General features: G+C 72.0%; 8 protein-coding genes. 3 read left to right on the forward strand and 5 right to left on the reverse strand.

Annotation, left to right across the window (positions count from 1 at the left end; all coding sequences use genetic code 11):
• Nucleotides 1-2,823 carry a heparinase II/III family protein gene (locus ACZ3KJ_RS20670; protein ID WP_467528834.1) on the forward strand — a complete coding sequence of 941 codons (2,823 nt, stop codon included), beginning with the start codon at nt 1-3 and terminating at the stop codon, nt 2,821-2,823.
• A 135-nt stretch (nt 2,824-2,958) separates the two neighbouring features.
• Here the strand turns inward: ACZ3KJ_RS20670 and ACZ3KJ_RS20675 are convergent, their stop codons facing one another.
• Together ACZ3KJ_RS20675 and ACZ3KJ_RS20680 are read right to left on the reverse strand one after the other, a co-directional pair.
• A complete protein-coding gene (locus tag ACZ3KJ_RS20675) occupies nt 2,959-4,116 on the reverse strand; it encodes an FAD-dependent oxidoreductase (protein ID WP_467528836.1) in 1,158 nt (385 codons plus the stop codon).
• Nucleotides 4,117-4,420: 304 nt separating this feature from the next.
• Complete coding sequence (locus tag ACZ3KJ_RS20680; RefSeq protein ID WP_467528838.1) at nt 4,421-5,395, reverse strand: Clp protease N-terminal domain-containing protein; 975 nt, start codon at nt 5,393-5,395, stop codon at nt 4,421-4,423.
• 70 nt (nt 5,396-5,465) lie between these two features.
• Here ACZ3KJ_RS20680 and ACZ3KJ_RS20685 point away from each other — a divergent pair, with 70 nt between their 5' ends.
• A complete protein-coding gene (locus tag ACZ3KJ_RS20685) occupies nt 5,466-5,825 on the forward strand; it encodes an excisionase (RefSeq protein ID WP_467528840.1) in 360 nt (119 codons plus the stop codon).
• On the opposite strand, the gene ACZ3KJ_RS20690 is transcribed toward ACZ3KJ_RS20685, so the two are convergent.
• The 3 genes from ACZ3KJ_RS20690 to ACZ3KJ_RS20700 all read right to left on the reverse strand — a co-directional run bounded on the left by ACZ3KJ_RS20690 (nt 5,761) and on the right by ACZ3KJ_RS20700 (nt 10,943).
• A complete protein-coding gene (locus ACZ3KJ_RS20690; RefSeq protein WP_467528842.1) occupies nt 5,761-8,505 on the reverse strand; it encodes a family 78 glycoside hydrolase catalytic domain in 2,745 nt (914 codons plus the stop codon). The genes ACZ3KJ_RS20685 and ACZ3KJ_RS20690 overlap by 65 nt on opposite strands.
• A gap of 94 nt (nt 8,506-8,599) precedes the next feature.
• Nucleotides 8,600-9,700 (reverse strand): LLM class flavin-dependent oxidoreductase, encoded by a 1,101-nt coding sequence (locus ACZ3KJ_RS20695; RefSeq protein WP_467528844.1) that lies wholly within the window; start codon nt 9,698-9,700, stop codon nt 8,600-8,602.
• 76 nt (nt 9,701-9,776) lie between these two features.
• Nucleotides 9,777-10,943, reverse strand: coding sequence for a flavin reductase (locus ACZ3KJ_RS20700; RefSeq protein ID WP_467528846.1), 1,167 nt, complete (start codon nt 10,941-10,943; stop codon nt 9,777-9,779).
• A 270-nt stretch (nt 10,944-11,213) separates the two neighbouring features.
• On the opposite strand from ACZ3KJ_RS20700, the gene ACZ3KJ_RS20705 reads away from it, so the two are divergent.
• Nucleotides 11,214-12,536, forward strand: coding sequence for an MFS transporter (locus tag ACZ3KJ_RS20705; protein ID WP_467528848.1), 1,323 nt, complete (start codon nt 11,214-11,216; stop codon nt 12,534-12,536).
• Nucleotides 12,537-12,848 lie beyond the last annotated feature (312 nt).

Below are 12,848 nucleotides of genomic sequence, written 5' to 3' on the forward strand. Positions count from 1 at the left end.
ATGTCCCTCACCCGCAGACACATCCTCCAGGCGATCCTGGCCGGCGTGGCGGCGACGCCCCTGCTCAGCGTCGTCGCGGCCACCGGCGCGGCAGCCGCGACCGTCACCACCGAGATCTCCGACGCCGCGTTCTTCGGTGCCTGGAACTCCACCACCGGCACCTGGAGCACCAGCCCGGTGTTCGACTACGACGGTCACCCCGGGATGACGTCCGTCGCCGACGCCGCACGCGCGGGCGACTACCAGACGGCCCGCACCGCCCTCCTCCAGTACATGAAGGGCCGCGACGAGCGCGTCCCGCCCGCCTGGGCGTACAACGGCGTGTACAGCACGGCGCTCGTCCCGCTGTTCCTCGACCACATATGGACCCTGGGCAAGGGGGAGATCTACCAGACCACCCTCACCGTCGGCACCGACTGGACGACGTCGGCCCCCGATGTCACCTCGGCGGTGCAGGGCGCGATCAGCGCCGGTGGGGTGGGGTTCATGCTCATGGCCCGCAACAAGGAGTCCGCCCGTGCCGAGTTCGCGAGTCGGCACGCGGCCGACGGCGCTCCGGAGCTGACGCTCACCTACGAGGACGGCACCGTCCTCACCCTCGCCGCGGACCAGAGCTGTCACATCGCGGCGGGCACCGCCGCGGACACCGTCTTCGGTTCCGCCGAGACGATCGAGGTGCACGACGAGGGCACGGGAGCTTTCAGCTCCACCAGCCGCAAGGGCTATCTGTGGTTCGACCTGTCCGGCGTGACCTCACCGCAGACCGCCGCCCTCGGCCTGACCGGCCGCACCAGCGGCACCGCGCAGGACGTCATGCTCTACCAGGTCCAGGTCGGTTTCGACGAGTCGACCCGTACCTGGAACAACACCGTCCAGAACACCTTCTCCTGGCAGGGGGACGCGAAGGGCTTCGACTGGAAGAAGATCACGGGCGCCAACGTCGACAGCGAGTTCTACTACCAGCTGCCCCGGTTCTACTTCGCCGGCCCGCTCGCCGACGCCTACGCCGCCGCGGGCGACGAGGAGATCGCCACCGGACTCATCGGTCTGATGACCGACTTCATCGCCGACACCAACACCAGCGCCTACGGATCGGCGGCCGGTGCCGCGAGCTACCCCCGGAACCTGGACGCGGCGTGGCGCGTCCAGAACTGGTGCTACGTGTACGAGATCCTGCGCTCCAGCCCGTCGCTGACGGCCGACACCAACACCACGCTGCTCAAGGCCCTCTACGCCGCCGGGCCCTTCTTCTCCACCACCACCTCCGCCACCGCCAACTGGATGATCACCATCAAGAGCGCGCTGGTCTACCTCGGCGTGTGCTTCCCCGAGTTCGCCTCGGCGGCCCAGTGGCGCAAGGACGCGCTGGCCTATCTGGTACAGCAGCTCGGCAGCTCGCTCTACGCCGACGGCGGCTACACCGAGGCGTCCTCCACCTACGCCATGGGCGTCGCGAACACGTTCGTCGGCACCTCGAACGTGCTGGTCGCCAACGCTTACGACGTCGGCACCATCGCCCCGCTGAGCGGCCTGTCCTGGTTCCTCGCCGACCAGACCTACCCCAACGGCTACGACCCCGCCTACGGCGACTCCAGCTACACAAACCAGCGCTCCTCCCTGGCCAAGCTCGCCGACCTGCTCGGCGACGACCAGCTGAAGTACGTGGCCACCGCGGGCGCCGAGGGCACCGAGCCCGACCACACCTCGGTCACCTACCCGGACACCCGGGTCGCCGTACAGCGCACCGGCTGGACCGACACGGACTGGTACCTGCGGATCGGCGCCGACCGCGGCAACCACGGCCACCCCGACGAACTCGCCGTCCAGGTCTACGCCCACGACCGGCCGCTGCTGCCCGCCATGGGCGCCTACGCCTACGTCACCGACCCCACGGCCGACTGGCTGCGCAAGACCACCCAGTCGCACAACACCGTCACCGTCGACGGGGCCGCGCAGGACCCGACCGCCGCCGGGTCGGTCGGCAACGTCGCCACGCCGTGGGCCGACCTCGCCGACGGCTACACCGACGCCACGGCCGGAGTGCGCCACGAACGCTCCGTCCTGTTCCTGCACGACCTGGGCTGGATCGTCTCCGACGCCCTGACCCCCGCCGACTCCGCGGAGCATTCCTACGAGCAGAACTGGCATCTGCTGCCCGACGCCGCCCCCACCCTCGACGGCGCGACGGCGCGGACCGCGTTCGGCAGCGGCACCCAGCTGCACATCATCCCCGCCGACCCGGACGCGGCCACTCCCGCGCTCAAGGACGGTTACTACTCCCCCGTCACCTACCAGGTGGCCCCCGCCGCCTACGTGTCCTACTCGCTGGCCTCGGCGGGCACGGTGAAGCTGGACACGCTGCTGCTGCCGGTACTCGAGCACACCCGTGCCAAGGCGAGCCTGAGCCTGGTGACAGGCTCGGACAGCGCGCGGGTGCTGGAACTGCGGGCCGACTCGCTCAAGGGGTACTACCTGCGGGCGGCGGACGACGGGACCTCACGCGGCTTCGGGCCGTACCGGTACGACGGCCCCCTGGCCTACGTCGACCAGGACCAGAGCGTGCTGCGCATCCTGCTCACCGGTGGCACCGCGCTCCAGCAGGGCAAGAACGACCTGCTCACCGCCGACCAGGCGCTGAACGGCACTCTGGCGGTGCGGCTGAACACGAGGGACAAGACCATCGAGGTGTCCGGCACCGCCGCCGCGGCCGGCGGCGCGGACCTCTACCTGGCGGCTCCCTGGGCGCGCAGCGCCACCGTCGCCGGGCAGGCCGTGCCCCTGACGCGGAAGCGGGACCTCGTCGTGGTGGCCGCACTGCGGTGACCCGGCGGCGGTGCCCAGGTGCTCGACGGCCCCGGACGGCTCCGGGGCCGTCGAGCACCTTCCGCGCCCGGGGCAGGTATGCCCGGAGACGGTGGCCGGCCCGGCCCCACCCCGTGCGTCAGGTGCTGGACCAGCTCATACGCGTCCGGCACCGCCGCCGGAATCCGGTGCGGTGGGAGCCGGGGGCTGGAAGAACGCGAGCATTCTCCGGCCGGCGTCCGGCGACGTCAGGATGTCCTGGACGTACGCGGACTGCCGGCCGGCAGCGCTGGTACGTTCGAACATCTCGCGTTCGTACTCTGCGACGGCGACGGGCACGTCGTCCGGGTGCGCGGCCAGCGCGAGGCCGAGCAGGGCACCGTCGAGCAGCGCCATGTTGGCGCCCTGCCCCACCGGCGGCATCAGGTGCGCGGCATCGCCGAGCAGTGTGACGTCCGGCGCCGACGGCCAGGTCAGGCCGACCGGGAGAGCGCTGATCGACCGCGGCAGGACGGTGTCGTCGCAGGCCGCGATCAGTGCGGTGAACCGTGGGTCCCAGCCGGTGAACAGGTCGATCAGCCGCACCCGGGCGGCGGCCGGGTCACCGAACGGGATCCCACTGGTCGCGAACCAGTCCTCGGCGGTGTCGTAGAAGCTGAGGTAGACGCGTACGCGGCCGTCGCCGTTGCGCTGCGCCGACAGGGACTGTCCGTCGCCGAGCACCCAGTAGTTGCCGCGCCCGACCATCGCCGCGAGGTCGGGGTGGGTGCGGTCGATGTCGGGGATGCCGAGCTCGACGGCGTTGTGGCCGGTGTGCGCCGGCCGGGCGTCGGTGAGCAGCGCGCGGACCCGGGAGTTCGCGCCGTCGGCGCCGACCAGCAGGTCGTACGTCGCACTGCTGCCGTCGGCGAAGTGCAGCAGGCCGTCGTCGGCGGATGCGAACGTGTGCCCCCAGCGCACCGTGTGCTCGGGGAGCGAGTCCAGCAGCAGGTCGCGCAGCTCGGCACGGTCGACCTCAGGTCGTTCGAGCGGGGCGTCGTCGGGTGTGTCCTCCTGTAACAGCAGGGTGCCGTCCGGTTCGAGAAGCCGGAGGTCCTGGCCTTCACGACGGGCGATCGCGTGGAACCGGTCGATCAGGCCGGCCTCGCGCAACGCGCGCTGCCCGGTCCCGGAGTGCAGGTCCAGCATGCCGCCCTGACCGCGCGCGCCGCGCGACGGCTCCCGTTCGTACACGACGGCGTCGATGCCGTGCACGTGCAGCACACGGGCAAGGGCCAGTCCGCCCAGCCCGGCTCCGACGATGGTGATGGTCATGGTCGCCTCCGATGCGCCGTACTGCCTGGTCGTGGGAGATCGCCCCGTGGTATGCGCGGGCCACCGACGGCGGGGCGCCGGACACGGTCCCGGACTCGCCGATCGCCTCGGCCGGACACCGCCCCCGCGTGCTGACCGGTGGTGACGGCCTGCCAGGCGCCGCGCTGCGCCTCGGCGGGCGCGGTGGACGCGCCGGTGCACCGCGTCCCGGTCGCCAGCGAGAACGGCGCCGGCACGTCGCGCTCGCCGCACCCGCGCCCCGCGCCTGTCCCACCTTCGGTTTCCGGCCCGCCGATCAGCCGGTTCACCGGCGGAGCCGGGGCGCGAGCACCGTGCGCACGACCTTGGCCACGTGGCTCGCGGCGGATCCGCCCTGTTCGTCGGGTTCCGGTTCCAGCATGTGCTGGAACCGGAGCAGCAGTTGGTTGGTCGACCGCCAGAGCGGGACGAACATGCCGGCGACCGGCCCGACGCCCTGGATCGGGCCGCCGGACAGCTCGGTGACCTTCTGGGCGGCGGTGACCGTCGCCGGGTCCCGCAGGATCAGGTGCACCTCGTCGTCGACCAGCCGGATCTCCATCCTGCGCGCGGCGGTCTCCTCGGGGTTCGCGTCCGTCGTCGTCTCCGGATCCAGTTCGTCGATCTTGGCGGCGACCGCGTCCGGGTCGACCCCGAGTTCGCGCAGCACCCTGGCCGCCATGCTGTTCTCCGCCCGCAGCATCGCCTCGAGCAGGTGATGGCTGCCGACCGGTGCCCCACCGGCCAGCGCGCCGGCGACGGACACGGTGTCCTCGGTGGCGGGTGTGCCGGCCGGCCACGGTCCGGCCGCGACGTCCCGCGCCCCGTCCAGCGATGCCAGCACCGCGGCACGGACCTTGCTGACCGGGTGGATCCGCTCGGCGAGCACCTGTGCGCCGAGGCCCTCGCCTTCCCCGGTGACCAGGGCGAGCAGGAGGTGTTCCGTGCCGATGGAGGTGTGGCGCAGTTGCCGCGCCTCGCGCAGGGCGAGGTCCAGCGTCTTCTTCGCGCCCGGCGCGAACGGGATGTGGCCGCTCAGCTCCTCCGTGCCGGGCCCGGCCGTCGCGGCGATGTCGGCCTGTGCCGTCGCCTTGTCGTACCCGAGCTGGTGCAGGACTTTCGCCGCCTTGCTGTCCGGCGCGTCGAGCAGCCCCAACAGGAGGTGCTCCGTGCCGATGTAGCTGTGCTTCAGCCGCCTCGCCTCCTCTTGAGCCGTGACGACCACCTTGCGGGCTTCCACCGTGAACCGTTCAAATGGCATGGTTCCATGCTCCCAACCCTGTCAACACACTGCCATTGACAGGGTCACCGTGCTGAAGAGAGGGTCTGCGATGGAGACGCCGTCGGACTGGGAGGGCCGGCTCGCGCGCTGGCAGAACGAGCTGGAGCTGTTCGAGCAGCTGGACGAGACACCCTGGGTCACGCTGGCCAAGGCGGAAGCCGAGACCGGCGTTTCCCGCTCGGCCCTGCGGTCCTGGTACCGCAACGGCGAGATCCGGTCCCGGCTGGTGGACGGCCCGAACGGGCCGCAGCGCCTGGTCCCGCTGGACGCGGTGATCGAGCGTGCCGCCGCGTCACCGCGCATCCAGCGCAGGGCGGAACGGGAGGTCAGCCTGGAAGCCCAGGTCACCCTGCTACAGCACCGGGTCGACCAACTGGAGCTGCGGCTGGCCGCGCTGGAGCGGAAGTGACCGGCGCGAGCGGCACCGCCGGCGCCGCCGCGTCCGGGTAGTCGAAGAGGGCGGTGCCGGGGCCGACGTCCGCGCACCGCCCGTCGGGCAGCACGACATGGGCCTCGGTGCCGGGGGGCACGGTCACCCTCAGCCGGGTGGTCCGGCCGTGCTTCCGCCAGGCCACTTCGATCCGGCCGTACGGACTGTCGTGGGTGACCTCCGCCCAGGTCAGTCCTCCCCCCGGGCAGGGCTCGACCCGGAAGCGCCGGTACCCGGGCCCCTCGTCGACGAGGCGCAGTCCCGCGGCGAACCGGTGCAGGAAGTCGATCACCGCGCCCTTGCTGTAGTGGTTGAGCGATTCGTGCGCCACGCCCTCGGCGTCCACGGCCTCCCACAGCTCCCACACGGTGGTGGCGCCCTGGTCGAGCATGTGCATCCACGACGGCGGCGCGTCCTGGAGGAGCACCTCGTAGGCGAGGTCCGCACGGCCCGTCCCGGCGAGGACGGGAAGGAGGTGGGGGGTGGCGAGGAAGCCGGTTCCCAGGCGGCTGCCCGCGGCCTGCACCAGCTCGGCCAGCCGGCCGGCCACCGTGGCGCGCAGTCCGGGCTCGACGAGGTCGAAGGCGAGCGCCCGCACCAGGGTCGCCTGGGTCTCGGGGCGCACCTGGCCGGTGTCGTCGACGAACTCGGTCTGCCAGGCGTGCCGGGCGTGTTCGCTGATCCGCCGGTAGCGCTCCGCCTCGGCGGTGCGGCCGAGTACGGCGGCGACGCGCGCCAGCAGGCGGGTGGAGTGGCGCAGGTAGGCGGTGGCGACCGCGGACTGGTCCTGGGCGCGCAGTTCCTCCCAGCCGGGCTGCTCCCCGGGTTCCAGCCACTCACCGAAGTGGAAGCCGGTGTCCCACAGGTACTCCTCGTGCGGTGCGGGCTCGGGTCGCCCGGCGGCGCGTCGCGGGTGCCGCCCGTCGCGCGCCATGCGGATCGCCCGCTCGACCCAGGCCACCATCGACGGCCACTGACGCTCCAGCAGGCCCTGATCGCCGTAGGCCCGGTAGATCTCCCACGGCACGATCACGGTGGCGTCCCCCCAGCCCGCCGACCCCAGGTTCTCCCCGAGGAGGGGGTGATCCCGCGTGGCGGCGCCGAGCTGGTCGGGCACCCAGTTGGGGACGACGCCGTCCTCGAACTGCTGGGTTGCCAGGTCGCGCAGCCACTTCTGGGAGAACCCCGCGACGTCGAAGAGGAAGGCGGCCGTCGGCACGAAGAGGGCCCAGTCCCCGGTCCAGCCGGATCGTTCGCGGGTCGGGCAGTCGGTGGGGATGTCGACGGCGTTGCCGAGGAAACTGCGTACGGCGACCTCGTGCAGCCGGTTCAGTCGCTCGTCGCTGCACCGGAAGGACCCGGTGGGGCGCAGGTCGGTGTGGACGACGACCCCGGTGATGTCGTCCGGAGTGAGGTCGCGCAGGCCCGCACCGTCCACGGCCACGTACCGGAATCCCTTGGTGGAGTGGCGGGGTTCGAACACGTCGCCCGGGCGTCCCGCGGAGACGACGACGTCCACCTGTCCGGGTGTCAGCTGTTCCTCCCACGCGGGCGGCATGTGGTCCGGGAGCAGATTGCGCCGGCTGACCTCCCCGTCCGGGGACAGCGCTTCCCCGTGGGTGAGGACCAGCCGGGTGCCCTCCGGGCCGAGTTCGGCGAGGCGCACCCAGCCGACGATGTTCTCCCCGAAGTCGGCGACCTGGGCGCCGGACGGGGCACGGTGGACGGTGAGCGGGCGGCGGTGCTCGGTGCGGCGCACCGCGGGCGCGGGGGAGGCCACCAGGCGGTCGAACCCGAGGTCCGCCACGGTCACCGGCGCCCAGCCGGCCCCGTCGAGCGCGTCGGCGGCCGCTCGTTCGGCCGGTTCCGCGCGCAGGTCCGCGGTGACACCGCCCAGGAGGTCCGCGCGGGTGACCGGACCCGTGGTGCTGCGCCAGGTCCCGTCGGTGCAGAAGACCTCTTCCGTGCCGTCCGGCAGCGTCAGATGCATCTGGAGGAGCAGGGCGGTGCGGTCGCCGAAGCAGTCGGAGTCCCGGAACATCCCGTTGACGCCGCGGAACCAGCCGTCGGAGAGGACCGCGCCGACGGTGTTGCCGCCGGGGCGCAGGAGAGCGCCGACATCGTAGGTCTGGACCTGCACCGTGCGGCGGTAGTCGGTGAAGCCGGGGGTGAGTTCGTCGTCGCCGACCCGGACGCCGTTGACGAAGAGTTCGTAGAGGCCCTCGGCGGTGACGTGGACACGCGCCGACGTCACCGCGTCCGGCAGGGTGAGCGTCCCGCGCAGGAGATGAGCGGGACGCTCCCCCGGCGCGGCGACGACGTCTTCCGCGGGGCGGATCCAGTCGGCCCGCCAGTCGTCCGGGTGCAGGAGACCCGCCTCCAGCCAGGACGGCGCCGACCAGTCGCTGAGCCCGGCGTCCGTCCACACCCGTACCTGCCAGGCGCGGTGTTCACGCGAGCTGAGCGGCGGTGCTCCGACGTCGACCAGCACGCTCTCCCCCGACTCCACACGCCCTGAGTCCCACTGCCCCATCCGCACCTGGTAGGCGCGTTGGATACGGCACCCGGCCGGCAGCTGCCAGGACAGCCTGGGCCGGGACTGTGTGATGCCGAGTGCGTGGTCCAGGTGTTCGACCCGAAGCCGGGTGGGAGCGCTCAACGTGGCATCCGTTCTGCGTGTGGCTGTGTGGAGGTGGCGGGTGGGCCACCGCCCCCGCCGCGGGGCCGGCAGTGGCGGGAGCCGTGGGGTGAGGTCAGTTCGTGCGGAAGGTGGGCATGACCTCGGTGGCGAACAGTTCGAGCGACTTCTTGCCGTACTCGGCGCGCTCGGGGGTGAGCGGGCCGCCGAGGAAGCCGCCGAGGACGTTGCCGATGCCGATCTCGGAGACCTCGTGCAGGTGCTCGGCGACGGTGGACGGGCTGCCCCAGACGCACCAGGTCTTCTGCCAGCCGGGGGTGAGGGCGTTCGGCGGCGGGTTGAGCGCGACGCCGGAGAGCTTCTCGGCCTCCAGGTTGGCCTCGTGCTCGCGCTCGACGGCGGCCTGGTACTGGGCCATGAGGAGCTGGAACTCCTCCTCGGCCTGCTCGTCGGTCTCGGCGACGTGGACGTGCTGGTAGGTGTGCGTGGTCCACTCCAGTGCCCGCGCCACCTTCTCCTGCGGGTGTCCGGCGGCTTCGAGGGCCGTGCGGTAGGCGGTGAAGTGGGTGCGCAGGTGCTTCAGCGGCTCGCCGTCGTCCAGGGCCGGCGGGGTGAAGGCCGGGATGAAGGCGGGCTGGGCCTCGGCGGCGGCGCGTTCGACGCTGGAGGGGCGCAGGGCGACGGACATGAGCTGCGGGCCGCCCCGGGTGTGGGCGGCGGGCACGATCCGGGAGACGACCGCGCCCTTGTAGTGGCCGTTGTCGAAGACGAACGGCGCGTCCTCGGCCTTCTTGTCCCACAGCTGTCGCACCAGGGCCAGGTGGGACTTGGACAGTTCCGGCGTGTCCTTGAAGTTGATGCCGAGGCCGATCATCTCCTCGGGCGTGGTGCCGCTGCCGGTGCCGACCAGGAGCTTGCCGTCGGTGAGCTGGTCGAGGAGGTTGAGGCGCTCGGCGAACCGCACGGGGTGGTGCAGGGCGATGGTCTGCACGGAGAACCCGTAGTGCAGCCGGGGCAGGCGGGCCGCCAGGAACGAGGCGAACATCATCGGGTCGCTGGCGGGCGGACAGTAGCCGGTGAAGTGGTGGTCGGGCAGGAAGACCGCGTCGAAGCCGAGGCGTTCGACGTCGACGGCGTGGTCGACGAGCGCCTGCGTGATGCGGCGGTCCTCGTCGGGGCCGGATGAACGGGTGGTGAGGAACGCGGAGAAACGCACGGTGGCCTCCAGGTCGGCCCGTTGGGGGGCGTGGATGGGAAACAGGAGGGACGGGTGACCGGTGAGGTCGCCCGGCTCAGGAGCTGATGAGTTCGCGGGCCCGTTCGGCGCCGGCGAGCAGACGGTCACGGCAGGCCGGCAGCCGGTCCGGGGTCTCGTCGCCCGTGAAGCCGATGAGGTGGAGGGAGAGCGCGACGGTCCCGTCGGCGGTACGGACGGGGACGGCGAGGGAGGTGACGTCGGTCAGTTCGTGCAGCGGTGTGCGCAGACCGGGTTCGGGCCCCCGGTCGGCGAGCCGGCGCAGAAGGTCCTTGGCGTCGCCGGTGTCGAGCGCTCCGTTCTCCACCAGCCGTTCGAAGCGGTCCGCGGTCGCGTGCCCGGTGGTCACCTGGTAGCCCAGGGCGCGCACCGCGGCGAGATCCTCACGTGCCGCCCGCGCGCCCTGCTCGCCCGTCAGGTGCCGGCTTCTGGTGATCCAGGCGTCCTGTTCGGCCGGTGAGGCCCAGGCGACGAACAGCGGCCCGAACGGGGCGGCCAGCGGGAAGGCGGCGCCGACGCGTGTGGGGCTCCCCTGGGGCGAGGCTCCGACACCGGCGGCCACCAGGGAGACGACATGGTCGTCCACGGCCGCGCTGACCAGGCATTCGAGGTCGAGTTCGCGGGCGATGGCCTCGGCCTCGGGGCGGACGGCGTCGGCGAGCCGCAGCCGAACGCCCGGTTCGGGCGACCGGGCCTGGAGCGACAGGGGCGCGGGCGCGCCGTACCCACCCCGCAGGAACAGCAGGGGCAGCACGGGCGACGCCGGTACCTCGATGTTCCGGACGCGGCCCAGGACGATGTCGTGGTCACCGGCTTCGACGACCGACTCGATGTCGCAGTCGACCCACAGGACGGCCTGGTCCACGCGGGGGCTCCCGGAGGGAGCGTCACTGCCGCAGTGGTGCTGGAACCGTCCGGCCTCCTTCGTGAAGAACGACCGGCACACCTGCTCCTGGCCGGCGCCGAGGACGCTCACGCAGAACCGGCCGGTCTTCCGGATACGCGGCCAGGAGGTGCTGGTGCGGTCGGGGAGGAAGCAGACGAGGGGCGGTTCGAGCGAGACGGAGGTGAAGGTGCCCACGACCATCCCGACGGGTGTGCCGTCCGCCTCGCGGGCGGCGACCAGGGCCACGCCCGTCGGGTAGTGCGCGAGCGCCCTGCGGAACTCGGCGGGTGCGATCGACCCGGTCGGGGGAGCTTCCATGGCGAGCCGGTACCTCATTCCAGAATCTGAACTCTGATTCTAGATTATGGCCGGAAGCCGACCAGGTCAACGCACCGGTCCGCTCGGTCGCACCGGCCGTATCAGAATCTTAATTCTGATATTTGCTCGCACCCCACCCCTAGCCAAGGAGCGGGACTCCATGCATCATCCGAACAGCCAGAATCAAAATTCTGATTGTCGTTTGGCTGGATTTCGACCTGCCACCATGTGGGGGACGCCAGCCTTCGCGCTCGACGAGGAGCCGCCTCGATGCCCCACTCGCCCTCCCCTGCCCTGGCCCGACGCCCTTGGTATCTGGCCACACTCGGCGGGCTCGCCTCCTACCTCGACAGCGGTGTGCTGTTCGCGACCGCGCTGTCCATCTCCCTCTGGCAGAGCCAGTTCGGCCTGAGTGCGTGGTCGGTCGGCGCGGTCAGCGCGGTCCTGGGCCTGTCCATCGGCGCCGGTTCGCTCTTCGGCGGGCGCATCGGAGACCGCTTCGGCCGCAAGCGGGTCTACTCCGCGGACCTGATCGTGTTCGCGTTCGGTCTCCTGTGGCTGATCTTCGCGGTCAACGAGCCCATGCTCTACGTCGGTGTCGTCCTGGCCGGGCTGGCGGCCGGCGCCGACATGCCCGCCTCCCTGGCCCTGATCGGGGAGATCGCCCCGGCGGACAAGAGGGGGCGGCTGATCTCCTACGCGCAGCTCATGTGGGGCATCGGCATCATCGTGGTCCAGATCGTCGCCAAGCTGACCGCGTTCAGCGGCACGCTCATGCCGCGCCTGCTGTTCGGTCAGCTCTTCCTGGTCACCGTGGTCACCTGGTTCCTGCGCCGGCGACTGCCCGAGTCCGAGGTCTGGGTCGCCGACCGGGAGCGGCGAGAGGCCCGGGACGGCCGCTCCTGGGTCCGGTTGCTGAGCCGTCCGATCGTCGGCGGCCTGTTGTTCACCACCGTGTTCTACCTGCTGAGCGCCTCGATGACGAACTTCTTCGCCAGTTTCGGCGCCTACGCGATGATCGGCCTGTTCCACTTCGACCTGCCCACGGTGACGTCCGTCATGACGATGATCGGCCCCGTCGGTCTGGTGTGCAGCATCGTCTTCATGCGTCTGGTCGACCGCCGCCCGGCGCGCTCCGCGATGTTCGCCGTCGGTGCCGTCGTCCAGGTGATCGCCCTGCTCCTCCTGGTGGTCCTGCCGCTCGACCCCACCGTCTTCGTCATCTGCTTCATGGCCATGATCGCGGGCGCCAGCTTCGCCGGCGAGGGCAACTACAAGGTCTGGTCCCAGGAGATCTTCCCCACCTCGCTGCGCGGCACGGCACAGGGCATCAGCTTCGGCGTCGCACGCATCGGAGCCGCCCTCTTCGCCCTGGTCACCCCGACGCTCCTGAACAACGACCCCAAGTTCGTCCTCACCCTGCTGCTGGTCGCCACCGCCGTGGCGATGGGACTCGGATTCGCGTTCCAGCCCCGCACCACCGGCTCCACGATCGATGAGATCGACGCCGCCTTCGCCACCGACGCACCCCCCAGCGGCGCGGCGGATGCCGTCGCGCGCAAGCACGCCTCCGCCGCGGAACCGTCCGGCTGACCGGACGCGTCCGCCCGAAACGCGGGAAACGCCCGTGCGGGGCCGGCCCTCTGAGGGCCGGCCCCGCACGGGCGTGTGCGCGACGCCACGGCAGCGAACTGAAGCGACCGTCGCAGCCGGCCGGAGCTTCGCGAGGCCGTCGACCGCGCCGGTGCGAGCCGCTGTCCTCGGCTCCCCGCGACCGGCAGGCCCGGGGGGGGCGCCCCCCCCCGGGGGGCGGCCCCCCCCCCCCCCCGGGGGGGGCGGGGGGGGGGCCCCCCCCCCCCCCCCCCCCCCCCCCCCCCCCGGGGGGCGCCCCCCCCCCCGCGGCCC

The sequence above is a fragment of the Streptomyces sp. NPDC003248 genome (genome assembly GCF_055563235.1).